General features: G+C 38.9%; 29 protein-coding genes. 23 read left to right on the top strand and 6 right to left on the bottom strand.

The window, feature by feature from the left end; all coding sequences use genetic code 11:
• Positions 1–2: 2 nt before the first annotated feature.
• The 4 genes from MUA90_RS01825 to MUA90_RS01840 all read left to right on the top strand — a co-directional run bounded on the left by MUA90_RS01825 (position 3) and on the right by MUA90_RS01840 (position 2860).
• The gene (locus tag MUA90_RS01825; RefSeq protein ID WP_262587949.1) at positions 3–860 is read left to right on the top strand and encodes a MurR/RpiR family transcriptional regulator; all 858 of its coding nucleotides are present in this window, start codon (positions 3–5) and stop codon (positions 858–860) included.
• A 15-nt stretch (positions 861–875) separates the two neighbouring features.
• Positions 876–1757 (top strand): alpha/beta fold hydrolase, encoded by an 882-nt coding sequence (locus tag MUA90_RS01830; protein WP_262587950.1) that lies wholly within the window; start codon positions 876–878, stop codon positions 1755–1757.
• Between the two features lie 117 nt (positions 1758–1874).
• Entirely contained in the window at positions 1875–2492 is a 618-nt protein-coding gene (locus MUA90_RS01835) for a CadD family cadmium resistance transporter (RefSeq protein WP_262587952.1), read from the top strand.
• Between the two features lie 17 nt (positions 2493–2509).
• On the top strand, positions 2510–2860 hold the full coding sequence (locus MUA90_RS01840) for an ArsR/SmtB family transcription factor (RefSeq protein WP_262587954.1): 351 nt from the start codon (positions 2510–2512) through the stop codon (positions 2858–2860).
• 174 nt (positions 2861–3034) lie between these two features.
• Here the strand turns inward: MUA90_RS01840 and MUA90_RS01845 are convergent, their stop codons facing one another.
• From MUA90_RS01845 to MUA90_RS01855, 3 genes are all read right to left on the bottom strand, one after another.
• Positions 3035–4441 (bottom strand): MFS transporter, encoded by a 1407-nt coding sequence (locus tag MUA90_RS01845; RefSeq protein ID WP_262587956.1) that lies wholly within the window; start codon positions 4439–4441, stop codon positions 3035–3037.
• Between the two features lie 246 nt (positions 4442–4687).
• On the bottom strand, positions 4688–5815 hold the full coding sequence (locus MUA90_RS01850) for a 5,10-methylene-tetrahydrofolate dehydrogenase (RefSeq protein WP_262587958.1): 1128 nt from the start codon (positions 5813–5815) through the stop codon (positions 4688–4690).
• A gap of 18 nt (positions 5816–5833) precedes the next feature.
• Entirely contained in the window at positions 5834–7036 is a 1203-nt protein-coding gene (locus MUA90_RS01855) for a hypothetical protein (RefSeq protein ID WP_262587960.1), read from the bottom strand.
• Between the two features lie 198 nt (positions 7037–7234).
• Between MUA90_RS01855 and MUA90_RS01860 the strand changes: the two genes are divergently transcribed.
• From MUA90_RS01860 to MUA90_RS01905, 10 genes are all read left to right on the top strand, one after another.
• Entirely contained in the window at positions 7235–8095 is an 861-nt protein-coding gene (locus MUA90_RS01860; RefSeq protein WP_262587961.1) for a hypothetical protein, read from the top strand.
• An 11-nt stretch (positions 8096–8106) separates the two neighbouring features.
• Entirely contained in the window at positions 8107–8649 is a 543-nt protein-coding gene (locus MUA90_RS01865) for a hypothetical protein (protein ID WP_262587962.1), read from the top strand.
• A 321-nt stretch (positions 8650–8970) separates the two neighbouring features.
• A complete protein-coding gene (locus tag MUA90_RS01870; protein ID WP_262588787.1) occupies positions 8971–9519 on the top strand; it encodes a tyrosine-type recombinase/integrase in 549 nt (182 codons plus the stop codon).
• A gap of 47 nt (positions 9520–9566) precedes the next feature.
• Positions 9567–12050, top strand: a complete 2484-nt coding sequence (locus MUA90_RS01875; RefSeq protein ID WP_262587964.1) for a DUF4040 family protein — start codon at positions 9567–9569, stop codon at positions 12048–12050.
• On the top strand, positions 12037–12462 hold the full coding sequence (locus MUA90_RS01880) for a monovalent cation/H+ antiporter subunit B (protein WP_262587966.1): 426 nt from the start codon (positions 12037–12039) through the stop codon (positions 12460–12462). Before MUA90_RS01875 ends, MUA90_RS01880 begins: the two co-directional genes overlap by 14 nt.
• On the top strand, positions 12459–12806 hold the full coding sequence (locus tag MUA90_RS01885) for a Na(+)/H(+) antiporter subunit C (protein ID WP_105994133.1): 348 nt from the start codon (positions 12459–12461) through the stop codon (positions 12804–12806). Before MUA90_RS01880 ends, MUA90_RS01885 begins: the two co-directional genes overlap by 4 nt.
• Positions 12799–14289, top strand: a complete 1491-nt coding sequence (locus MUA90_RS01890) for a Na+/H+ antiporter subunit D (RefSeq protein WP_262587968.1) — start codon at positions 12799–12801, stop codon at positions 14287–14289. The genes MUA90_RS01885 and MUA90_RS01890 overlap by 8 nt, the downstream gene beginning before the upstream one ends.
• Positions 14289–14777 carry a Na+/H+ antiporter subunit E gene (locus tag MUA90_RS01895; protein WP_114604434.1) on the top strand — a complete coding sequence of 163 codons (489 nt, stop codon included), beginning with the start codon at positions 14289–14291 and terminating at the stop codon, positions 14775–14777. The genes MUA90_RS01890 and MUA90_RS01895 overlap by 1 nt, the downstream gene beginning before the upstream one ends.
• Positions 14774–15070, top strand: coding sequence for a monovalent cation/H+ antiporter complex subunit F (locus tag MUA90_RS01900; RefSeq protein WP_105994136.1), 297 nt, complete (start codon positions 14774–14776; stop codon positions 15068–15070). The genes MUA90_RS01895 and MUA90_RS01900 overlap by 4 nt, the downstream gene beginning before the upstream one ends.
• Entirely contained in the window at positions 15048–15518 is a 471-nt protein-coding gene (locus tag MUA90_RS01905; RefSeq protein WP_105994137.1) for a Na+/H+ antiporter subunit G, read from the top strand. The genes MUA90_RS01900 and MUA90_RS01905 overlap by 23 nt, the downstream gene beginning before the upstream one ends.
• A gap of 15 nt (positions 15519–15533) precedes the next feature.
• Here MUA90_RS01905 and MUA90_RS01910 read toward each other — a convergent pair whose 3' ends face one another.
• The gene (locus MUA90_RS01910) at positions 15534–15731 is read right to left on the bottom strand and encodes a hypothetical protein (RefSeq protein ID WP_262587970.1); all 198 of its coding nucleotides are present in this window, start codon (positions 15729–15731) and stop codon (positions 15534–15536) included.
• A gap of 317 nt (positions 15732–16048) precedes the next feature.
• On the opposite strand from MUA90_RS01910, the gene MUA90_RS01915 reads away from it, so the two are divergent.
• Positions 16049–17041: a D-lactate dehydrogenase gene (locus MUA90_RS01915; RefSeq protein ID WP_262587971.1), complete on the top strand. Its 993-nt coding sequence runs from the start codon at positions 16049–16051 to the stop codon at positions 17039–17041.
• A gap of 123 nt (positions 17042–17164) precedes the next feature.
• Here the strand turns inward: MUA90_RS01915 and MUA90_RS01920 are convergent, their stop codons facing one another.
• Positions 17165–18544, bottom strand: coding sequence for an amino acid permease (locus MUA90_RS01920; RefSeq protein WP_262587972.1), 1380 nt, complete (start codon positions 18542–18544; stop codon positions 17165–17167).
• Positions 18545–18857: 313 nt separating this feature from the next.
• On the opposite strand from MUA90_RS01920, the gene MUA90_RS01925 reads away from it, so the two are divergent.
• The 4 genes from MUA90_RS01925 to MUA90_RS01940 all read left to right on the top strand — a co-directional run bounded on the left by MUA90_RS01925 (position 18858) and on the right by MUA90_RS01940 (position 22699).
• The gene (locus MUA90_RS01925; protein WP_262587974.1) at positions 18858–19508 is read left to right on the top strand and encodes an NDxxF motif lipoprotein; all 651 of its coding nucleotides are present in this window, start codon (positions 18858–18860) and stop codon (positions 19506–19508) included.
• 237 nt (positions 19509–19745) lie between these two features.
• A complete protein-coding gene (locus MUA90_RS01930) occupies positions 19746–20645 on the top strand; it encodes an ABC transporter ATP-binding protein (protein ID WP_262587975.1) in 900 nt (299 codons plus the stop codon).
• Position 20646: 1 nt separating this feature from the next.
• Positions 20647–22239, top strand: coding sequence for an ABC transporter permease (locus tag MUA90_RS01935; RefSeq protein ID WP_262587976.1), 1593 nt, complete (start codon positions 20647–20649; stop codon positions 22237–22239).
• A gap of 109 nt (positions 22240–22348) precedes the next feature.
• Positions 22349–22699, top strand: a complete 351-nt coding sequence (locus tag MUA90_RS01940) for a zinc ribbon domain-containing protein YjdM (protein WP_262587978.1) — start codon at positions 22349–22351, stop codon at positions 22697–22699.
• Between the two features lie 57 nt (positions 22700–22756).
• Here MUA90_RS01940 and MUA90_RS01945 read toward each other — a convergent pair whose 3' ends face one another.
• On the bottom strand, positions 22757–23008 hold the full coding sequence (locus tag MUA90_RS01945) for a hypothetical protein (protein WP_262587980.1): 252 nt from the start codon (positions 23006–23008) through the stop codon (positions 22757–22759).
• Positions 23009–23192: 184 nt separating this feature from the next.
• Between MUA90_RS01945 and dhaK the strand changes: the two genes are divergently transcribed.
• From dhaK to tagD, 4 genes are all read left to right on the top strand, one after another.
• Positions 23193–24158, top strand: coding sequence for a dihydroxyacetone kinase subunit DhaK (gene dhaK / locus MUA90_RS01950; protein WP_262587981.1), 966 nt, complete (start codon positions 23193–23195; stop codon positions 24156–24158).
• A gap of 18 nt (positions 24159–24176) precedes the next feature.
• A complete protein-coding gene (dhaL, locus tag MUA90_RS01955) occupies positions 24177–24755 on the top strand; it encodes a dihydroxyacetone kinase subunit DhaL (RefSeq protein ID WP_114604444.1) in 579 nt (192 codons plus the stop codon).
• A 4-nt stretch (positions 24756–24759) separates the two neighbouring features.
• Entirely contained in the window at positions 24760–25122 is a 363-nt protein-coding gene (dhaM, locus tag MUA90_RS01960) for a dihydroxyacetone kinase phosphoryl donor subunit DhaM (protein ID WP_262587983.1), read from the top strand.
• 166 nt (positions 25123–25288) lie between these two features.
• Entirely contained in the window at positions 25289–25687 is a 399-nt protein-coding gene (tagD, locus tag MUA90_RS01965; RefSeq protein ID WP_262587984.1) for a glycerol-3-phosphate cytidylyltransferase, read from the top strand.
• Positions 25688–25717 lie beyond the last annotated feature (30 nt).

The following is a 25717-nucleotide window of genomic DNA, read 5'->3' on the forward strand; positions in this document are numbered from 1 at the left end:
AGATGGCCAGTGAACAAATATTAATTTATATTCAAGAACATATGACGCAGCTGACAAAACAAGAACAGTTGGTCGCAAAGTATATGGTTGAAGCACCAAAAGCGGTGCTTGCTATGAGTGCACAAGCCATCGGACGACAAACAAAGACCAGTTCTGCAACAGTGATCCGCTGTGTGCATAAATTAGGGTTTAAAGGTTTAGTAGAATTAAAACTTGCGCTGTCGCGTGATTTGCCGAAGCATCAAGAAAATGTCTATCAAGAAATTGCACAAGATGCATCGCCATCTGAAATAAAACGAACGCTTTTTTCTAGAGCGGAATATACATTGAAAACCACAGAAGATTTATTGGAAAACCAAGTGCTGAATCAAGCAGTACAGCGCTTGAGACAATGCAAGAAACTGGTGGTCTTCGGTGTAGGCGCCAGCCATATTGTCGCGGAAGACATCTTTCAAAAGTTTACACGTGCAGGCATGCATGTCGTACAGAGTTCTGATGCACATATTATTGCGACAGTTTTGGCAGGCGGAGATGATGAGACACTTATGATAGGCATATCGAATTCAGGACGTAATCAAGAAACATTGCGCTTAGCTGAAGTTGCACAACACTACGGTGTGCCGGTCATAGGTATGACGAGCGGATTAGATTCAAAGCTAGCACAGGTTTCTGATATTTGTTTAGCACATGGTGCGAGTTCTGAGCGGAGTTTGCGTTTAGCCGCAACAAGTTCGTTGATTGCTCAGTTAATGACAGTTGATACATTATTTTATTCTTACTTGTCAAAAGACTATGCATCGCATTTAGAACATCTGAGTCAGACACGTGAAGCGGTTGATTTATATAAACATGACGAATAAGGTATGATGGCAGTAATGACTAGAGCGAAAGGAACGAGAGAGATGTATGCTTTAGAAACAGACCAAGCTGTACTGCGTTATGACATGATTGGACAAGGGCCTATCTTGCTTTTTATTCCAGGTGCCAGCGGTATCAATGACAGTTATATAGAAGGAGCACAAGCATTGAAACAAGATTATACAGTCATCCTGCCTGATAGAAGAGGCTACGGCGCAAGCGAACTCACTGCACCGCTGCCGGCTTCTATTGCGAATCCGAAAGATACGTATCGGCTGAAACAAGATGTGCAGGATATGAAGGCTATCTTGGAGTCGATAACAGATCAGCCTGTGACAGTCTTTGCGACAGATACGGGTGCTGCAGCGGCACTGCAGTTTGCACTGGATTATCCAGAATGGATAGAAACTTTATTGCTTCATGAGCCTTTAAATGTGTCAGTTCTGCCAGATGCAGAAGCTTATGCATCACAGGCAGAACAAATCGTACGGACTGCTATGATTGAAGGTGTACCCGCTGCGATGCGTCAATATGAAAGTATGGTACAGTCCACGCAAGCGGATATGAACGTACTGGTAGAAAATACAATTGCACCTTGTGCAGTTTGTTCACCAGATACTGCACAATTACGAAGCAGGGCCTCTACTGAAATCTGGCTTCAATATGAATTACGACAGTACATGAATTACTCGTTTGTTTTTACACAAGATAAAGCGTTAGCTACAAACATTATCGTGGCACAAGGAGAAGATTCGAAAGGATCGCTAGGTTATGAAGCAGCGCGTTATTTCAGTCACGTGTTAAAAGCACCGATGGTACAAGTCCCAGGCGGACATTATGGTTATGCACAACAACCTGAAGCATTTGCACAAGCTGTCAAAGCGTTATTAACGAAATAATAGATTTAAAAGACTTTTGCGGATGCGAAAGTCTTTTTTACATTCAAAAATAAATTTGAATGTAAAACTTGAAAGTGCTATGCTATATTCAAATCCAGATTTGAATGAGGTGGAGAGATGTTTCAAACCGCATTGACTGCGGTGGTACTCTATACCGCCACAGCCTTAGATTTATTGGTCATTTTATTAATTTATTTTGCACGTGCGCATACGAAAAAAGAATACAGAGATATTTATATCGGACAGTTTCTCGGTTCAGGCGCATTGATTGTTATTAGTTTATTCTTTGCTTTTGTCTTGCATTATGTACCTGAAAAATGGATGTTAGGTCTATTAGGTTTGATTCCATTATATTTAGGAATTAAAGTTGCTTTGTTTGATGATTGCGAAGGGGAAGAACGTGCGAAAAAAGAATTGGATGAAAAAGGGATGTCGAAACTTATAGGAATTGTCGCATTGGTGACACTTGCCAGCTGCGGCGCTGATAACATTGGATTGTTCGTCCCTTATTTTGTGAGTTTAACGCTGCCTAAGCTGATTGTGACACTGATTGTATTTGTGATCATGATTTACTTGCTGGTCCTTTCAGCGCAAAAGTTGTCAAAAGTACCGGGAATAGGAGAAACGGTTGAAAAGTATAATCGTTGGATTATGGCTGTCATCTATATTGGTTTAGGCCTATATATCATTATTGAAAACAGAACCATTCAAACATTATTAAGTTTCATTTTCTAGAAAGCGAGTGAAATAACTTGGCAGAAGATCAATGTGAGATTAAATACGTGCATGAAGATAAAGTCAAAGACGCAAAAGCTTTTCTGAATACACCGCATACTTTAGAGGTGCTGGATTTATTCAGTGCTATCGGAGACAGTAAGAAGCTGACCATTCTATTGGCTTTGTTTAAAGAAGAAAGGCTATGTGTATGCGATATTGCGACGTTATTGAATATGAGTATTGCGTCTACTTCTCATCATTTGCGTACTTTGTATAAAAAAGACATTGTTGCTTTTGAGAAAGAAGGAAAGATGGCTTATTACAGCATACAAAATCAAGCAGTTAAACAGTTATTACAATATGCATTAGCCTTGGAAAGTGATTAACAGAACTGCACATTGGAGGTTATGCAGCGATATAACTTCCAGTGTGTTTGTTATAAGATGAGCTATATATGCAAAATTAAGCATATTGTGGAATGTATATAATATGAAACAGCACGCCTTAACAATGTAATTTGTTAGGGCGTGCTGACTTTAGTTAAAAGTTAAATGAAGTCGTTAAGATTGTTCGCGGTCTTTCATTTCACTTTCCCACCATAATGCATCTTTAGGATTCTCTACTACATTTTGGTATTCAGATTGTGAAGCGACGTTCGGGTAAGAACCTCTTAATGATTTGTTGGATGTAGATTTGAACATTAAACCGAAAATAATCAATCCTAATACGTTGATGAGTGTCAGATAGTATGACGGCGCAATGCGTTGTCCTGTTGTTTCGACAAGCAGTGACAAAATAAATGGTGTCAAACCGCCGAAGATTGCGGCACCGATATTATAAACAAGTGATAATGAACGCAATCTGATTTTAGTATAGAACATGCTCGGCAAGACTGAAGGCATCACGCCTTCAAACGTTGACATGAATAAAGCGATAAGCATTAGTCCAGCAATTATCATTGGTATCGATGGGTTGGTCATCAGCCAAAATGCGACAACAGAGAATAAACTGTAGCCGATTAAGCCGAACATAACGGTGCGTTTGTTTCCGATTTTGTCGCTGTACCAGCCGAAGAAGAAGACAAACGGAATCATCACGGCCATTGTCAGTGTACTGAGGATACTGCCGACAGTACCGCCAAGGTAGATAGTTGAGTTTAGGAATGACGGCATATAGGACAGAACCATGTAGTTTGCGACATTTAAGAATGCGACGCCTGTAAAGGCAACAATGATGTCTTTCCAATAATATTTAAAGATGTCCTTGTAAGTATAAGTTTGTTCTTGTTCATCTTCGAGCGATGTTTCATAAGCCGGACTTTCATCCAAGTGTGTACGAAGTAACACACCGACAATGCCGAGCGGAGCTGCGATGATAAATGGAATTCTCCATCCCCATGAAGCCATTTGGTCATCTGTCAGTAACGAATACATAATCCCTGCAAGCGCAGCAGCGAGAATATTACCGGCAAGTGTGCCGATTTCAAGACCGCTCCCGAGTTTGCCTCTTGCACGGTCAGGTGAAGTTTCTGCGATATAAGTCATCGCACCTGCATATTCGCCTCCAGTTGAAAATGATTGAACTAAGCGCACAATGAGCAATAAGATAGGTGCCCATATCCCAATGCTGTGCTGGGTAGGCAGCAGTCCTAATACCAATGTTGACCCGGCCATCAAGATAATGGTCCAAGACAATACAGCTTTTCTTCCGTGTTTATCTCCGACATGGCTGAAGAAGATACCGCCGATCGGCCGGACGATAAACGCAAAGGCAAAGACTGCGAACGTTGAAACGAGTTGAATTTCTTTTGGCATATTACCGAAAAAGTTAGCACTGATTATCACGGCCATCTGTGCGTATAAACCGAAATCAAACCATTCAATCGCATTGCCGATGCCGGTTGCGACAACACTTTTCTTAGCTTGACTTGAGTCAACGCGGTTAATATGTTGTTTGTTAAATTTCATCTCTTTTCCCCCTCTTTAAGTCCCTTAGTTATAGCATAGCCTATACCGTTAAGTGTAAACGGTAACATTTATTTCCTTTCAAGTCAGTACCACAAGCAGAGATAGCACATAACTTTTAAAAACATTGATGTAATGGGGTTTTAAGAGGGTAGAGGGGTCTGACTTCAGACAACCCGAAGGCTTATCTTGTAGAAAAAGATAAAGAAAAAGAATCAAGACACAGTTGATCTTGATTCTTTCAAGTGATTATTGCATATGATTGCGCTCTTTAAAGAGTGCTTTTCTCATTTGCTGTCTTGCGCCATATGTGCTTTCACGTACTAATTTTTCGTTGCGCATACCTGCACCGATTGCGCCTGCGATGGTTGAAAGTGAAGCTGCGAACCATGCGATAGAACAATAAAGTGTGAAAGGTGCTGGATGCGAAAGCTCTAATGCATTGCCTAAAAAGCTTGGCGGCAATAGTATCAGTGATGCGATTAAATAGATAATAAGCAAGGTAATATAATAAATCAATACTGATGTCGTAAGTGTCGTCAATGTGGTTAAGTTATACAGCCTGGTTATTAATTTATTTTCACTATAGCGCTCGCTTTCCCATAAGTTATGAGCCAATATAATCCAAAGAATCATACCGAATACCGCAAGCAAGGACATAATCGTCAATCTTAATGCGGTAAAGGTATTGCTTAGCTGCCACATTGTAGAGAAGATCAGTCCGGAAGCACCTGTCGTAAAGGCGATAGCGATAACACTGTTCATACTTTTCATTAATCGCAACGGGTTGTTCGCAAACGTCATACCGCTTAATAAACGGAAATACCCTGAAGCTTTTGAAGCGACAATATAACGAATGTGCATCGTATGCGTATCATCGGTATAAGTTCTCAACTTTCTTAAGTTGGAGAAAGGGAAGATGTTGCGGTAAGCATCTTGATGATTTTCATGATTATTATTTTGATTCGGATGGTCGCGAAACAGAACATTGATTTCATGTATCACGGTAATGACGGTTTTTTCTAACCGTTTTGTCAATGGACGCCATCCGTATGCAGGGATAGAAATAATACTTGCGCCGTTTTCTTCGTTGATATCGACGGCTATAACAGATTCGTTATCATGAAACAGAGGCAAATCCGTTAAGCTGATAATATAATGCCAGTTATATTTATCTAAGAAGTCTTCTGTTTTTTGGTATGCTAAATCAGCTTCTTCAGCTGAACCGGTCAACTCATCAACAACGACTTCGATTTTCCATTGGAATTGCGAAGAGATATTATCCTGCAGAAGTTGAGGCAAAGTATCCACAAGTTTGCGCGAAAGCTGATTTGCGATACCCGGCGCTGCGACGATACCCACTACAAGCTCTTGCATAAAATGCGTCCTCCTTTCTTAATTATGAGATTGTGATTGATTGTTTGTATCATCTGATGAATAGTAATTGGAAGCTTCCCATCGTTTAGCTTCTTCGTAACGTGCACGTTGACGATAAGAATAAGTCATTGCACGAATCTTTTGTTCGTTCTCTACAGATGCACCGAGTGCACCTGCTAAGAATCCAAGCGACGTCACAAACCATGTCAGATATAAAAACTGAGCTATCGTACGTGTACCTTCGTTGGATGTACTCATGTTATATAAATCATTAGGCACGAACAATGCGACACTGATCATTAAGAGTGCAAATAGAATTAAATAACTTAATACGATAATAATGAGCAGTGTAAACACCGTTGTGATGTTATAAACAGTACGATAGGTTCTTGTCGTCATTGTAGTAGGATATTCCCATAACGAATGGGCGTACATAATCCATAAGACCATACCGCCGATGGCCAGCGTGGTCATGAAAATAAAGCGTAAATTAGAATATTCAATACTCAATTGCCAAGGTGTTGAGAAAATCGTCAAATAAGTTGCGGTCGCAAAAGAGAGTGAAATAATCTTTTTGAAATTGGGGATTTCTTTCCAAGGCTGATTCGCTCTGATCATTCCTGCTAAGAGTAAAATCCAGCTGATTATCAGAGGACTTAAGATAAATTTAGTCGTAGTTTTAGAATGAGAGGTTTGATCGCCTTCTTCTTGTTCATCCTCCGTTAACATATCATTTTCTTGTTTTTCATCCAGTATCGTATGTTCGGGTTTGATGCGGGTGAATAAAGACAAGTTCAAATTGCGTTTGGTTTTATCTTGTTCATTATGGTAAAGATAAACTGTTTCCGCAAAGTAAAGCAGACATTGTTTAAGCTTTTGTTTTACCCTGATGAAACCTAAGGCAGGTATCGAAACCAAACCTGTTCCCATCGGTTCATCTAAGTTTCCGACAACTACCTTTTTCCCTTCTACAATAGGTAAATCTGTTACGACAATCGCATAGTCCCATTGATGTTCATCCTGTATGGATTTCGCAAAGTCTAAACTCTTATTAACGTCTTCCGCTGAACCGATGAGCGGATTTTCGACACATTGGAAATTCCAAGTGATGTCTTGTTCTAGTGCTCGGTTCAAAGTAGAGGGAAGATCAGCTGATAGTTTTTCGGATAACTGCATAGGAAAACTAGGTGCCGCAATGATACCGACTTTTATTTCAGTCATGTGCTGCCTCCTTTCTATTTAAAAAGTGTAGAAAGTGAAATTTAATTTTATTTCATTTCAAATTTCATTATTATTAACTTCCCATATAAATGCATTATAAAACCTAGTAAAAAGGGGATTAAGCTAAGAAATAAGCGTTGAGCGTATTATATAAATTGTGTAATATATAATTAACAAAATGTATTGGAGGGTAACATCATGAAATTACATCATTTGATGACAGGTTTGCTTGCTTTTGCAGTTTTATTAGCCGGCTGCGGCCATAAAGAAGATACACACAAGCAAGCAGATAATCAAAAAGAACAATCAACCGAATCCAAGTCACAAGACACAACATCTAATGACCAAAACCAAACTAACAAAGACGACAATACGAAACAAGAGAAAAAAGTTGTAGTTAAAGAAGAAAAAACAGAAACACACACAAAAGAAACAACAAAAGAAAAATCAAACACAGACCATCAAAAAAGCGAATCTGACAAACAAACATCTGAAAAAGCCGACACATCGTCACAAAACAATAATGAACCATCTTTAGAATTCAAAGGCAAAGCCAAAGATCCTGCACAAATTTTTCCTGGTGCTGAAGCGGCAGTAGATCGTAAACACGTTGCGATGATGTTAATGGATGGCAAATTAAACAAGAAATTTGTGACAGCTGGGGATTTAGATCGTAAATCTTACACAACAGTGGATGGAGAAGAAAAAAACTTTGCTAATTTTATACTCTTCAGTTCTGGATGGGTTCCTCAGTTAAAGAACAGTCCCAATGGTATGTATTACTACTACTTGATACCGCAGAAAGAAAGCGAAAAGCGTATACTAGTGGGTATTAGCAATGACGAGATTGTAATCAGAACATCAAACATCAGTGATCAAGACGGCATGGCGCAAAACTTTGACCTTGATTATAATGGTTTCACTCAACAAGCAGACACACAAATCTTTAAAGTGAAAGATTTAGAGAAAAAGAACTTAAATCAAGCTAAATTAGACGCACTGACAAAACATGTTTACCAAGTAACACCGCATACTTTACAGTACGTACCTGAAAATTAAGGAGATAAGCCATGAAACAACTAAGAATCATCACCATTGCAAGTTTGTTAGTGTTATTACTTTCAGCGTGCGGACATAAAGACGAAGAGAGTAAACAAACAGAAAAGCCGAAACAAGAAAAACAAGAAACTCAAACAACTGATAAAGATATAGCGAAAGCTGAAGACAGTAAAAAAGAAGAGGAAAAGGAAAATGTTAAACAAGAAACAAAGACAGAAGCTAAAACAGCTGATGTACAAAAAACAGGACCTTTAACACAAGAAGAAATAAAGCATAATGTAGCTTTGATGTTGTTAAATCCTAATTTGGAAGAACATTTTATCAGCGGCCAAGAACTTTTAAGCGGAAAGTATAAAGGTTCTGAACGCGCTCAAATACATGTGTTTAAAATTAATGAAATACGATTACTGCAAGGTGGAGAATTTAATACAACAGTGAGTAACGCACCTGAAGGTATGTTGTTTTATGAGTGTGATCCATATGCAGGTCCTTTTGCGGTTAAAATAGGTGTCTCACGTGATAAAGTTGCGATTGGGGAGGACATTCAGGATTAGCAAATTATCCGCAAGATGTCGCATCAGGTTATATAACTGAATATAAAATTTCTGATTTGGAGAAACAAGGGATTCCTAAAGCACAAGTAAATGCAGTGGCGAGCAAGATTGTGTTGGGTAATAATGAGAGTCAACCAATTATAAGATTAGATTAATAGAAGCGGGCTTCGGCTCGCTTTTTTGTTTTTTGAAAATAAGTAAATGTGAAAAAAATTTTAAAATTAGGCTTTCTGTCTTTAATGTTACTTAAATATGAATTATAATATTTATGTATCATTAGGATATTTAAATTAATTGAGGGAGTGGCTGCTTTTGGAATGTGTGTTGCCTATTAAAGATAAAGCACAAATTGAAGCGATGTGCCGAACGTTGTCAGAGCATAATCAGCGTGATTATTTATTATTTCGTTTAGCGATACATACGGGTATCAAGATCAGTGCGTTGATTGATTTAAAGGGGTTAGATGTTATGGAGAGTGACTCCAACTCAGCGATTATCAAAGTTTGGCCGCATGAAAAAGAATCTGAAATTGTAGTGCCGCTTTCTGAACATTTGTGTGAAGCGTTGGCACGTTATATAGAATCTGAATGTATCGGTCCTGAAGATTATTTGTTTAAGTCTGCGAAGACAAAGCGCGCTTTATCTCGCCAACAAGCTTATCGTATTATTCATGATGCCGCTGTCCGCAATGGTCTTTCTCATATCGGTTTGCAGTCGCTGCGCAAAACGTTTGCTTATCATGCGTATCAATCAGGTACACCACTTACTGTGATACAAAAATACCTCGGTCATCAGACGTTGTCTGAGACACTTAAATTTATAGATATTCCTAAACAAGAACGTACGATTACGATTCAATTAGATATTTAGAACGATAAGAAAATCAAACTCACAAATAGAAAGGAGTCTTATTTCTTATGAGCCTCATTTGGCTGTTTGCCTTTATTATCCTCATTATGCTTTTAGTGCTCATTACGAATTTACCCAGCCGCTCGGCTGGATTAACCACAGCCTCAGAGCAGGCGCCAACAGAAATTACACATAATACAAGTAGATATCGGACGTTATTAAGCAGACAAGCAGGGTGGGTTGCTTTGTTTGCGCCGTTAGTCAGTGCAATATACTTTATAACTCAGCTTCCTCGTGTTGCATCGGGCAAGGTATTAGAAGTGGTTATACCTTGGATGCCTTCCATCGACGTCAATTTCACTTTTAGATTAGACGGATTATCACTGATATTTGCTTTGCTGATAACGATCATCGGTACAGGTATCGTATTATATGCCAACGCATATCTTTCTAAAGCACATGATGATTTGCCTAGGTTTTATGTTTATTTGCTGATGTTCATGTTTGCGATGTTAGGGGTAGTGTTAGCAGATAATACTATATTGCTGTACGTGTTCTGGGAATTGACCAGCATTGCTTCATTCTTGCTGATTGCTTATTGGTATAACCGAAAAGCAAGTCAAGCAGGTGCGATGAAATCCTTCTTAATTACCGTTTTCGGCGGTATGTTCATGCTGGTCGGTTTTATTTTAATGTTCAACATTACAGGGACAAATACGATTTCGGAACTTGTTCAAATTCCGATGCGTCAAATGTTATATCAGTCTCCTTGGTTCCCCTTAGCAGTCATTTGTATATTAATCGGTGCATTTACTAAATCTGCTCAGTTTCCGTTCCATATTTGGCTGCCGGATGCGATGGAAGCACCGACACCTGTCAGTGCCTATCTGCATTCCGCAACGATGGTAAAAGCCGGCTTATACCTGCTTTTTCGTTTTACACCTATTTTAGGATATGAATCATGGGTTGCTTATATTGTGATTACCATCGGTATTACGACTTTGCTGGTCGGTTCTTTTGTAGCCGTCGGCCAAAGAGACCAAAAAGGTTTGTTAGCGTATTCTACTATCAGTCAACTCGGCATGATTATGTCGATGGTCGGATTCGGAATGCTGGCATACAGTTATCATGCACAAACCTTCCAAGCTTTCTATGTAGTGAGTTTATTTGCGGGACTTTTCCATTTAATCAACCACGCAATGTTCAAGAGTGTGTTGTTCATGGGTGTCGGTATTGTCGACCATGAGACAGGGACACGTGATTTAATGCGTTTAGGCGGATTGCGCAAAGTACTGCCGGTTACTGCAGTCATGATGACAATCAGCGCCATGGCAATGGCAGGCTTGCCGTTATTCAATGGTTTCTTATCAAAAGAAATGTTCTTTGCGACATTAGTAAGTGCCAAACAGCTTTCTGTCTTTGACCAAGTCTTTGCGACAGTGACTCTGATTATCGGAGTTATCGCAAGTATCTTGACGTTTATTTACAGCTTGCGTTTGGTTAAAGATACATTTTTCGGAAAGTTGAAGAAAGATCAGCTGCCGCAACTGCCGGACCATGAACCATTAGGTCTTTATATTGCGCCGGTGGTCATTACATTAGGCATGCCGTTGTTCTTTATCATTCCTAACGTGTTAGGTACGTACTTGATTGAGCCTGCTTTACGCGACATAGGCCAAACAGATTATGTATCAAAATACATTCCGCACATTACGGCATGGCATGGGTTAAGTCCTGAGTTATGGATTACACTTACGATTTATGTGCTGGGTGTCTTGTTATTATGGCGTACACGTTGGATGAAGGTATATAACAAAATTCCAACCGGCTTATCCATCAATAGTTTGTATCAAGGCATGTTAAATGTCAGTGAACGTACAAGTAAGTTCGGTATGCAAGGCATGATGAATAACAAACTGAACCAATACTTGCATGTTATTTATTTCATGTTCTTCTGTATGATAGCTTACGGATTGATTCGAGTAGGGTGGATTAATGTGGAAGGTTTTGAAATCAAACCTGTCACATGGTTTGAAATCTTAGTTGCGGCAAATATTGCCTTTTTATCAATTGCGCTGGTTTTCCTGCGCGAACGAATGGCTATGATTATTATCAATGGTGTTATCGGTTATACGATTGCGATTGTCTTTGTGCTGATGAAAGCACCGGACTTAGCGATGACACAGTTAGTTATTGAGACCATCTCAACGATTTTATTTTTGCTGGTCTTTTATCATTTGCCGAACGTCAGACGAGATAAAGCACATAAAGGCAAAGAAGCACTTAAGCTGGTTATTGCATTTTTAATGTCAGCGTTTGTAGTGACGTTTGTGATTATTGCCCAGCAAGAACAAGCTTTCCAAAAGATTTCCAGCTTCTATGAAAATAGTTATAAGCTTGCTGGATCTAAAAATATCGTCAATGCGATATTAGGAGATTTCAGAGCATTAGATACTATGCTTGAAGGTATAGTGATTATGATTGTCGGTTTAGGAATTTATTCCTTGATTAAATTCAATATTAGAAAGGGTGATTCAAATGAAAGAAAATGACATTGTATTAGAGACCATCTCGAAAGTCGCAGTCTTTATTATTTTAACGTTCGGTTCTTATATCTTTTTAGCCGGACATGACAATCCAGGCGGCGGTTTCATTGGCGGCTTAGTATTCAGTTCAGCCTTTATCTTAATGTTTTTAGCTTTCGATGTGAAAAAGGTTGTACGGTCACTGCCGATCGACTTTCGTGCTGTAACAATTTCTGGTTGTTTATTATCTATTGCTACAGCGATTGCGCCTATTTTCTTTGGTCACCCTATGCTTTCGCATGAAGATATTTATGTAACTCTGCCTTATTTAGAGAAGATACACCTTTCGAGTGTGACGTTGTTTGAATTTGGTATTTTGTTAACAGTGGTCGGTTCAATCACAACGATTATGCTTGCGATAAGTGGTGATAAAAGTTGAATATTATACTGATTACCATTATCGGCATTTTAACTTTTGCAGGCACGTATATGATTCTATCGAAAAACTTAATCCGTATTGTTTTAGGCACTGCGATTTATACGCACGTCGCAAACTTAGTCATATTGGCTATGAGCGGTTTTGATGGAACGAATGTCCCGATTATTAACGGGGAAGGCAAGAACTATGTGGATCCTTTACCGCAAGCATTGATTTTAACAGCGATTGTAATCGGTTTTGCGGTAACAGCTTTCTTATTAGTGTTGGTGTACAGAACTTATAAAGTGACGAGAGTCAACCGAATTGAGGCATTGCGCGGTGAGGATGATGATGTTGATGAATAATTTATTGCTTATACCGTTGCTGCTGCCTTTAGTTACCGGACTCGTACTGTTCTTCTTCAAAGAACGTTTAATGGTCACAAGACGTATTGCTATCACTGTACAAGTGATTAATACACTGATTTCTGTGTATTTATTAGTGTATGTTTACCAACATAACCCGCTGGTCATCAACTTTGGTGATTGGCAGCCGCCATTCGGTATCCAGTTTGTCGGAGATACATTAGGACTGTTTTTCGTGATGATTGCGAACTTAGTAGTCACAGTAGTGATTTTCTTCGGCTTTGGTAAACGCGAACATTTAGCCAACCGCTATTTCCTGCCGTCATTCATTTTATTTATGTTAACAGGTGTGGCAGGCAGCTTTTTAACAGCAGATATTTTCAACTTGTATGTCATGTTTGAAATCATGCTGATTTCATCATTTGTGTTATTAACACTTGGGCGTACACTTGAACAATTGCGTGCCAGTGTCATTTATGTAGTGATGAACGTAGTAAGTTCATGGTTCTTCTTAATCGGTATTGCTTATTTATACGGCACATTAGGTACTCTGAACTTTGGTCATTTGTCGATGCGTATTTCAGAGAGCGGCCAACCTCCGGCGATGACTATGGTCGCTATTATTATGATCTTTGTCTTCGGAGGCAAGGCAGCACTCGTAATGTTTATGTGGCTGCCGAAAGCTTATGCGGCACTCAATACCGAGTTAGCAGCACTGTTTGCGGGATTAATGACCAAAGTCGGTGTTTATGCGTTGATACGTGTAATGGTCTTGCTCTTTGATCAGCAGCCGGATGTGACACATCAATTAATGTATTATAATGCGATTATCACAATGATTATCGGCGCAATCGGTGTGTTAGGGTACGAAGATGTGAAGAAAATTGCGGCGTACCAAGTTATTTTATCTATCGGCTTTTCAGTATTAGGCATTAGCGCACTTAATGAGGCCGGTATCACAGGTGCCATTTTCTATGCAGGCCATGACATGATCATTAAAACACTGTTATTCCTTGTTATGGGTATCTTCGTGGTGATTTGCCAAACAAGAAGCTATAAAGAAATGGGCGGTTTGATTCACACCCATCCGTCTTTAGGTATTGTGTTGTTTATTCTTACGCTATCGATTGGCGGCGTACCGCCGTTCAGCGGATTTCCTGGGAAATTATTGATTATCCAAGGCGCACTTGCACAAGGTTATGTTGCAGGTGTAGTGGTGATGATTATTACCAGCTTGATTGCCATGTATAGTTTGCTCAGAGTATTCTTCTATATGTATTTTGGTCGAGAAGGGATGCCTGTAGTGCAGAAACAAACTATTTTACCGCATAAAATCGCAGCGATGCTGCTATTGACCATTGCGACGATAGTGATGGGGTTTGGTGCAGAATGGTTCTTAGATATTGCCCATCAAGCAGCAGGAATGAATTTAAATCCAGGTGATTATCAAGAAGCGGTAGTCCCTCATTTGGAGGTGGACTGATGTTAGCCCAATTAACGTTGAATATATTAATCGCGATTTTATGGACACTTTTCCAAGACGAAGATAAGTTTCATTTATCTACATTTATTTCAGGATACATCATCGGTATTATGATTGTGTATTTGATTCACAGGTTCTTCTTTAAACGCGTATTCTATTTAAAGAAAGTTTGGGTCATCTTCAAATTCATAGTGGTGTATAACGTACAGTTATTGATTTCCAGTCTTTCAACGATTGTATACATTTTATTCAAGTCGCATGATATGAACCCGGGATTATTGATTTATGAAACATCTTTAAAACGAGACTGGGCGATTACTTTATTAACATTACTGATTATGCTGACGCCGGGATCATTAGTGTTGAGGGTGTCGCCTGACGGCAGTCGTTTCTTTATTCACGCGATTGATGTTTCAGAAAGAGACAAAGCTATTTTGACGAAACAGATTAAGAAATATGAACGTTTGATATGGGAGGTGCTCAAATGATTGAAATCATAATAGATTGGATGATTCGTTCGGCCTTGATTATCTTTGGAATTGCGGTGATTATCTCATTGATTCGTGTCATCAAAGGACCGACAACACCCAGCCGCGTTGTCGCATTTGATAGTATCGGTGCGATGATTATTTCGATTGTAGGTTTATTAAGTATCGTATTAGACAGTTTGAGTTTCTTAGATGCGAGTCTAATCATTGCGATTTTGGCCTTCTTGAGTACCATCGGTATATCACGCTTTGTAGAAGGGGGACGAATCTTTGATAATGAGCGAAATCGCTAGTTTATTTGCTGCTGTCCTTATTCTGCTAGGCTCTATCGTTGCTTTAATCAGTGCGATAGGTATTTTGAAATTCAAAGACATCTTTTTAAGAGCACATGCCGCAACTAAGAGTTCGACATTATCTGTGCTGTTATCATTAATCGGTGTCTTTATCTACTTTTTATTTACAAGAGATTATTTCAGTGTCAGAACACTGTTAACCATTCTCTTCTTATACATGACATCACCTGTAGCAGGTCAAATGATTGTACGCACAGCGTACAATGTCGGTTCCTATATGTATATGAAAGACAATACACAAAAAGGCGCATCATTAAATATTGCTTATAACAAAAAAGAAGCCGCAAAGAATCGCAAACTACGTGCAGAGCGCAGACGTAAAGCAACCGAAGCATTCAAAAAGGGCGATCGACAACCGACCATACGCTATAAGAAAATGGACGACTGAAAAAGTCGTTCATTTTTATTTTTCATGCGTATGTTTCTCTTTTTGTGCTTTATCTTTGCGATAGAAATAGCTGTCAATCAACAGATAACCGCCGAACACAATTACTAAAAAAATTACAGTACGGATACTAAAGTGATAAGACTCTGTTATCAGAAACAAGGTAAACCATAATAGAAACCAAATTGCTTTGAGATAAAATTTCTTTCTCTTCATCATTCAACCTCCATTTCATGTTGAGTGTATCATATAAATTTATTGTATAAAGACGGCTGTCTGGGACTAGAAAAATATGAGTTGCTGCAGCAATGAAGTGAAGACAACACTATATGTTAGAGGATTAATTATTAAAATATCTAATAGAGGTACAATTTGATGTGCAAATAAGCACAAAAAGCGTATAATAATAATTGTTAACAGATTATTCAGAATTATAATAAACCCCTTGACTTTGTGAAATAATTCACATAGAATACTAAGTGAGATAAGAATTAATCAAATTTATCAATTTTTTTAGAATCGAGGAAGTAATTATGACAAAAATTAAATTTTTCGGTACACGCGATTATGAGAAAGATGTAGCTTTAAATTGGGCAAAAGAGAATAATGTAGAAGTTTCATTCTCAGATGACTTTTTAAGCTATGATACTTTAGATCAACTTGAAGGTTTTGACGGTGTAACAACAATGCAATTCGGCAAATTAGAAAAAGAAGCCTATCCTAAACTAGAAGAAATGGGTATCAAACAAATCGCTCAACGTACTGCAGGTTTTGACATGTACGACTTAGATTTAGCTAAAAAACACGGCATCATCGTGTCAAACGTTCCTAGCTACTCTCCTGAAACTATTGCTGAATATGCGGTAGCAGCAGCACTTAACTTAGTGCGTAAATTCCCGCAAATTGAAAAACGTGTTCAAGATTACAACTTCACTTGGGAATCTTCAATTATGGCGAAACCTGTTAAAAATATGACAGTAGCAATTCTTGGTACAGGGCGTATCGGTGCATTCGCTGGTAAAATCTTTGCTGGATTCGGCGCTAAAGTCGTAGGCTATGATTTATATCCAAATGATTCATTAGATTTCTTAGAGTACAAAGATACAATTGAAGAAGCAATCAAATATGCAGATATTGTTTCATTACACATGCCGGCTTCTAAAGAAAACCACCACATCTTCGATAAAGAAATGTTCGCTAAATTTAAAGACGGCGCAGTATTAGTCAACGCAGCACGTGGTGCAGTTATCGATACTGAAGCTTTAATCGATGCTGTTAACAGCGGTAAATTATCAGGTGCAGCTGTAGACACTTACGAATTCGAAATGCCTTACTTCACATTTGATTGGACAGGTAAAGCATTAGAAGATGAAACGTTCAAAAAATTAATCGAAAACGAAAAAATCCAATTAACTCCGCATATCGCATTCTTCTCTGATGAAGCGGTAAGAAACTTAGTTGAAGGCGGATTAAACGCAGCTTTAAACGTGATTACAAAAGGCGACACACCTACACGTTTAAACTAATCAATCGTGAGTCGAGGTTATTTTAATATATAGGGTGAATCAGTATATGCTGGTTCGCCTTTTTGTTATACATAAAATAAATCCCCCTCTGCAATTTGAGCAGAGAGGGTGAAGTTAATCGTTTTAGTTGTTGGAATGATAGTTTTTAATACCGCGATTTTTAAAGTTGCCTGCTTTATAAGCAATCCATAAAAGGATGAGCCAGAATGGAGAGAAGTATAAAGCAATTCTCGTATCTTCAGCAAGGAATAATACCGCAATGACAATCACGAAGAAAGCAAGGGTACAATATGATCCGGTAACACCGAAGAAGTTTTTGAATTTTGATTGGGCATGCAATTCTGGATGCTGTTTACGATATTTGATATAACACACTAAAATGATAGTCCAAATAAAGATAAAGAAGATAGTCGCAACTGTTGTTACAACTGTGAATACAGTATCTGGAATCACATAGTTTAATAAAGCAGCCAAGAATAATACCACACCAGAGAAAATCAAGGCATTATAAGGTACACCATGACGGTTGGCTTTACCGAGTGATTTCGGTGCGCTGTCTGATACAGCTAAACCATAAACCATACGGCTGTTACTGAAGAGACCGCTGTTTGCGGCACTTGAAGCTGAAGTCAAGACCACAAAGTTGACGATACCTGCCGCTGCTGGGATACCAGCTAATACAAACAAGTTAACGAAAGGACTTTCTTTAGGATCTAATTTATCCCAAGGTGTGATACTCATAATTACCATTAAACTTAGTACGTAGAAGATGATAATACGAATACCGACACTGTTGATGGCTTTCGGCAAGTTATGTTCAGGATCTTTGGTTTCACGTGCTGTGACACCGACAAGCTCAATACCCACAAAACTGAATACTGCCATTTGGAAGGCAAGCAAGAAGCCCATGACCCCGTTAGGGAAGAAGCCGCCGTGTGAATAAAGGTTAGAAAAACCGCTTTGAATATGGTTCGGTGATTGGAAACCTGTAAAGATAAGGTACAATCCGATTACGATTAAGAATAAAATCGCAATGACTTTAATAATCGCAAACCAGAATTCGACTTCGCCATACGCTTTAACCGTCATTAAGTTCAAAGCCAGCAATAAAATAACAGTGACAATGGCAGTTAAGTACGGCGGAACATTCGGCCACCAGAAATTAATATATTTGGTTACGGCTGTGATATCTGCGATACCTGTTGCGACCCAGCAGAACCAATAAGTCCAACCGGTGAAGAAGCCGGCCATATGGCCTAAGTAATCTTCAGCAATGTCAATGAAGGAATTGTATTCGCTGTTAGACAGCAGCAATTCGCCTAATGCACGCATCATAATGAATAAGAAGAACCCGATAATGATGTAGGCTAATAAGATAGATGGTCCAGCTAACGCAATGCTTTTCCCGGCCCCCAAGAAGAGTCCTGTACCGATAGCGCCCCCGATGGCAATCAGTTGAATGTGCCGGTTTGTCATACTGCGTTTTAAATCATTGTTTTCCATGATGTTACACCTCTTTGTAGTTTATGCAGAGAATGGATGGCGTGCAGGAAAACTGCTCAGCTGCATTTCATCTATTTTCTTTTTATGTTGCACGGAATAGAATCTGTGTATGGAAGTATTATACACTAACTTTAATGAGATGCGTGTCTATTTTTAATTTTTTCTAAATATTATGTAAATGAAAGCGGTTTAAATTTTAATTTTTTCTTATTGAAGACCTTTCACAGCGCTGAAATAGGGTAATAGTGTTATGAATCGTACTTTGGGAGAAAAGTTGAATTCGAGTGAATCAGACAAAAAGGAGAATGTCACAGTGAAGAAAATCGTATCCTCACTTATCGCAGCACTCTTAGTGTTTTCATCTGCAGGATGCGCTCAACAAACAGCGCCGACAAAGAAACAGACAGAATCATCGCCTGAAAGACAAGAACAAAAAGAAGATGCAGTCTCATCAGAACCTCAAGACAGCAAACTCGATTTAAATCCGAAAATCTTTAATAAAGACGTGAAGAACAAAACAATATCTAAAGCAGAAATGAAAAAAGATATTCAAACGTACTTGAATGCAGATCATGACATTACACGTATCTACGAACATTACCAACAAAAACTGCATTCGGATAAGGGACTGTCTAAAGAAGATGCTAAACAGCTGAAGAAAGCCAGCAAACTAGCAGGCGATAACGATAACAACTTTGCCAACTATATTAATGAAAATCGAATGCCTAAAGGCTATGACGGCAAATTGCATAAAATCAATCGTTATATCATGTCATCTAATCAGTATTTAAGAGATATCGATGAAAAGATTGATAATGCTTTAGCTGCTTCAAAAGGCAAACGTCTGTCTAAACAAGAAATCGGCGATATCGCAAAAGGCAGTGATACGATGAGTGAAAGAGAACAAAAAAAGATTAAAGGATTTGTGGAAGACGAACAAATTGATACACGAGCATTTAAATAATGTGTATGAAAGAGCTGGGAGATGATCTCAGCTCTTTTGCTTTTCTGCTCTATTTCAGTTTGTCATTAATGTTTGAGCAAGTTGCTGAAACGATTAAAATAATGTTTAGTTTGACGTATTTTAATTCGTGTATCTCTGGTTTTACATCCCTCTGCAAACTTTGAATATGAGGTGTATAATGGAGGCAAACTAATTATTGAAAACGCTTTATAAATAGAAAATCGGCAGGTGATTCTGATGTCATATGTAGTAGAGATAGAAGATTTAACAAAACGTTTTGGGAAGTTTGAAGCATTATCGCATTTGAATATGACACTTCATGAAGGAGAAATCTTTGGCTTTATCGGACCGAATGGTGCCGGCAAATCGACAACGATTAAGACATTGTTAGGTATGCTGAAACCAAGTCAAGGCAGTGTACAACTGTTTGGTCAAGATGCATTTAAAAAGCCGGTTTCAATTCATGAACGTATTGCATATGTACCCGGTGATGTGAATTTATGGCCGAACTTGACTGGCGGAGAAGTAATCGACTTTCTATTGAGTCTTCAAAAGCATGTTGATCATGAACGCAAACAAGCATTGATAAAAGACTTCGAATTAGATGTACGCAAAAAATGCGGTGCCTATTCAAAAGGGAATCGACAAAAGGTAGCGCTGGTTGCGGCGTTGAGTATGGAAGCGGACTTGTATATTTTCGATGAGCCGACATCAGGTCTGGACCCATTGATGGAAAGAATCTTCCAATCACATGTAAAAGCGTGTAAAGCACGGGGCAAGACGGTCTTATTATCCAGTCATATCTTGTCAGAAGTTGAACAACTGTGCGACAGGGTCGGTATTATACGAAAAGGCGAATTAGTAGAAGTCGGCACACTGGATGAAATGCGCCACTTAACACGTATGCGTTATACCGTTGAAACAGATGAAACACTCACACAGCTAGAGACACAAGAGGGCATTCATGATGTGAGTGCACAACAAGGTGTCTATCGCTTCCAAGTAGATGCTGATAAAACAGCGGATGTGCTTCAATATTTAAGCCGTTTTAATATTAAGAAATTAGAAAGCCAACCGCCGACATTAGAAGACTTGTTTATGCGTCATTATGGAGAAAGCCTTAAAGAAGGTGAGTAAAATGAAACAAGCGACGTATCATACATTCAAACTGATGAAGTTTTATTTGAAGCGCAATCGATGGAAAACGGCTTTTTGGCTGCTGGGTTTAATTGTTTTAACGTTGATTATTCCGCAATCATTTGCGAATTTATACCCGAATGAGAAGGAATTGATTCCTGTATTTGAAATGTTTAAAAGCCCTGCGATGGAAGCGATGTTAGGCCAAGCGCATTTGAGCCAAGTCAATCTTGCGACCATGTTCGGTTATGAAATGCAGCTGTTTACAGTAATTTTAGTCGGCATTATGAATATCTTGTTTGTGTCGAAAGATACGAGAGGCGACGAAGAGGATGGGCGTTTAGAAATATTAAGTGCTTTGCCGATTGGACGCCATGCAGTGATTTTAAGTACGGTGTTCCAACAAGTCTTGATTAACGTTGTATTAGGCTGTGTCATTGCATTAGGACTGATGTTTACCGGTATTGATCATTTTACAGCTGAAGGTGCTTGGCTTTACGGCTTATCTTTGACTGCATCCGGTTTTATGCTGGGCATGATGACATTAGTTATCGCTCAGCTGGCTTCAACGTATAGCCAAACGATGGGAATCAGTATGGGCTTATTATTAATCATGTATTTGCTTCGTGCTGTTGGAGATGTATCTCTGTCTTGGTTATCTGATGTTGTGCCGCTTGGATGGATTCCGCAAACTGCTGTTTACAGCGAGAACAATTGGTGGCCGGTTTTTGCATTGTTGGGATTAGCCGCAGTGTTATGTATTTCAGCATTTGCCCTAAACGGACGGCGTGATGCACAAGCAGGCTTGCTGCCTGAACGTAAAGGACATGCGCATGCATCTTCATTATTGAAGTCGCCCTTAGGGCTTCAACTGCGCTTGCAGCGTACAGGATTGATTGTATGGAGTATCGGCATGCTGGTCTTAGGATTGTCTTATGGTTCGGTCTTTGGAGACTTGGAAAGCTTCTTTAAGACAAATCCGATGCTGCAGCGCATGCTGACAGGCAAAGGAGATAACTATGCCGAACAATTTGTACCGATTTTAATGGCAATTATGGGGATGGTATCTACGATACCGGTCTTAATGGCTGTATTTAAAATCCGCAAAGCAATGCGCTTAAGCCATACGGAAATTGTATTGTCGCATGCAGTTTCACGCGTACGCTATGTGATGAGTTTTATTTGGATTGGACTGTTCAATAGTGTTGCGATGATCAGCCTTGCTGCGTTAGGTATGTATGTTGGTGCAGCATCCAGTATGAAGACCTCGATTGCTTTCGAAAAGATTATGTATGCAGGCTGGGTCTTTATTCCTGCTATCGTAATATTCTTAGGTTTAGCTGTGTTTGTTATGGGCAGGATTGAAAAGGCAAGTTTATTAGTGTATTTATATTTAGGTTATACCTTCTTCGTTATTTATCTTGGACAACTGCTCAATGTGAAACAGTGGATGAAAGATTTAACACCTTTTGGCCATGTGCCGCGTTTGCCGATTGCGGATATGGATTGGCCGGCAGCGTTGGTTATGCTTGTTATCGCATTGCTGCTGCTTGTATTCGGAGTCATTGGATTCAAACGCAAAGATATTGGCTGATTATCTAAGTTATAGTCAATCCAAATCTATCTGATTCTATTAAAGGATATATCTTTTTAGTGAGAAATATGTTAGATTAAGAGGGCTATTATTGATCATGGAGGAGAAAATGGAACAAACATTACCTAATTGCCCGAGCTGCGGTTCGGAATATACGTATTTAGATGGTGCGTTATTTGTATGTCCGATGTGCGGACATGAATGTACACAAGATTCAGTGGAAGAAGCAGAAGAAGCTTTGAAAGTCCGAGATGCCAACGGACAAGAATTACAAGACGGAGACACGGTCACAGTCATTAAAGACTTGAAAGTAAAAGGTGCTTCAAATGTAATCAAACAAGGCACTAAAGTAAAAGGTATCCGCTTAGTGGATCCTGATGATGGGCATGATATCGATTGTAAAATTCCAGGATTCGGCCAAATCGGTTTGAAATCCATTTACGTAAAGAAAATCAAATAACAGTATTTAAAAAGACAACCTCCTATTCATTACATATGAACAAGAGGTTGTTTTTGTTTACATCGTTTGAAGTTTTTGACGTTTTAAAATCGTGCTGACAATATCGCTGGCTATACTGATTAATAATAGTGCAATGAGCCATGATATTTGAGCCGTACTATTCAATTGGAAACCAGCACTAAAACCGTCGGCATGCGAATGGAAATAAAAATTGAATGCAATCAGTGCAATCATAGCGATAAAACTGACAATCGTTATGATATCCGCAATACGTTTAGCAACAGGGTGTTGAATCGCATAATGTTTCATTGTGATGCACCTCCGATTGATACAAAATTTAAACTTTGTCTTATTTGTAATATAACATGAATACTAAAAGATGAAAATGAGACATTAACTTCTTTTTGCATGAATAATGCTACTTCAAACTATATAATAGAAGTGTATACATGAAATTAAAGAAAGTATCTTTACATTAAAGGGGTTGTGGATGATGAAGAAATTAATTCAAGATAAAACGACAATACTTTCAGATATGCTGGAAGGCTTCGCATTATCAAACGCAGACAATGAAGTGATTTCAGAAACAGTAGTAGTACGTAAAGATAAAAAACAAAAAGGTGTGGCTTTGGTATCAGGCGGCGGCAGCGGTCATGAACCGGCACATGCAGGCTATGTCGCAGAAGGTATGCTTGATGCGGCAGTATGCGGAGAAATCTTTACTTCTCCGACACCAGATAAAATCTTAGATGCGATTAAAGCAGTAGATAACGGCGACGGTGTCTTGCTGATTATTAAAAACTATGCCGGAGATGTCATGAACTTTGAAATGGCTCAAGAAATGGCTGAAATGGAAGACATTAAAGTCAATAAAGTGATTGTACGCGATGATATCGCTGTAGAAGATCATGATATGCGCCGCGGTGTCGCAGGTACTGTCTTTGTGCACAAATATGCAGGCTATTTAGCTGAGCAAGGGGAGGATTTAGATACCATTGTTAAGAAAACAGAACAGCTGCTTACTGATATGCGTACAATCGGCATGGCTTTAACACCGCCGATGGTACCTTCTACAGGCAAATACGGCTTTGATTTAGAAGAAGGGGATATGGAAATCGGTATCGGGATTCATGGCGAACGCGGATTAAAACGAGAAGCAGTTCAACCGATTACAACGATTGTGACGGAATTAGTGCAAGCCCTCCAACAAGAAATCCAATCATCTGAAGTGATTGTGATGGTTAATGGTATGGGCGGTACACCGTTATCTGAATTAAATATTACTGCGAAATATGTGAATGAAGTGCTTGCGGATCATGATATTGCGGTCAAACATTGGTTTGTCGGAGATTATATGACTTCATTAGATATGCAAGGCTTCTCATTAACGCTGCTTGAAAGTAATGATGAGCGCTTAACCGCATTACAAGCACCGACAAAAAGCCGCTATTTCGGATAAACACAAGGAGGATTTTTTATGAATGCAGAAACGCTGAAACAGCGCTTAATACAATTAAAAGAAACATTCCAAGAAAGAGAAGATTCACTGACTGAGTTAGACCGAGCAATCGGCGACGGCGACCATGGTGTCAATATGGTCAGAGGCTTTAATGCGCTGCCTGATGCTTTGGAAGACAAAACAACGGTTCAAGATATACTTAAAACAACAGGTATGACATTAATGTCTAAGATCGGAGGGGCATCTGGTCCTTTATACGGCTTTAGTTTCGTTAAAATGGCTCAAGTTGCACAAGATGAAATTACTGAAGACAATTTACCGGAATTATTAAAAGCATTTTCTGAAGCAGTACATCAAAGAGGTAAAGTCGAGTTAGATGAGAAGACAATGTACGATGTCATTGAAAGAGCGAGACAAGCTGTTGAAGAAGGCGAAAAAGTCGATATTGCTTACTTGCAGACATTAGCAGACAACACATTAGATTTAGTCGCAAAAAAAGGACGCGCAGCCTACTTCAAAGAAGCATCTAGAGGCTATACGGATCCTGGTGCACAAAGCAGTGTATATATTTTAAATGCATTGATAGGAGATGAATAAGTAAATGACAACGCTTATTGTAGTCAGTCATAGCGAAGAAATCGCAAACGGCATCAAAAAGTTAATCGGTCAAATGGCTGATGGTGTACAAGTTATTCCAGTAGGCGGAAGCGATGGGACTATCGGAACATCCTTCGAACACATCCAACAAGCAATAGAAGGTTTAAAAGACGACGCAATTTGTTTCTTTGATTTAGGTTCAGCCGAAATGAATTTAGATATGGCCATTGAAATGTATGAAGGCGCATATCGTGTAGAAAAAGTAGAAGCACCTATCGTTGAAGGCAGTTTCCTAGCCAGTGTCAACATCTCAACAGGCCTAGCATTCGAAGAAGTCATCGAAGCAGTAGAAAATGAATATTGTTAAACGCAAGCGGCGCATTTGTGGAGAACAGGTGCGTCGTTATTTTTTGGCAAAAAGAGAGTGGAGCATCATTTCATATAGTGATATAATTTTGTAAAGGAATTGTAAAAGATAGTATTTATTAAATTTTGCGCAATGATGAGCGAACAACAAATGAGAGAGTGATAATATGAAACGCGTAATTACTTATGGAACATATGACTTACTGCATTATGGCCATATCGAATTATTAAGAAGAGCAAGAGAAATGGGAGATTATTTAATTGTCGCACTTTCGACAGATGAATTTAATAAGCTTAAAAATAAGAAATCATACTATAATTATGAACAAAGAAAAATGATGTTGGAGTCTATCAGATATGTAGACTTGGTCATCCCTGAAAATGAATGGGACCAAAAATCCAGAGATGTTGAAAAATATGAAGTTGATACTTTTATCATGGGACATGATTGGGAAGGAGAATTCGATTTCTTAAAAGACCAATGCGAAGTTATTTATTTAAAACGTACAGAAGGTATTTCAACAACTCAAATCAAAAGGGAACTTTATGGCAAGGATGTAAAATAAAGAAAAACAAACACCAGAAAAAACATTGAA

Origin of the sequence: Staphylococcus sp. IVB6181, from assembly GCF_025561445.1 — a bacterium.
Lineage (GTDB): Bacteria > Bacillota > Bacilli > Staphylococcales > Staphylococcaceae > Staphylococcus > Staphylococcus simulans_B.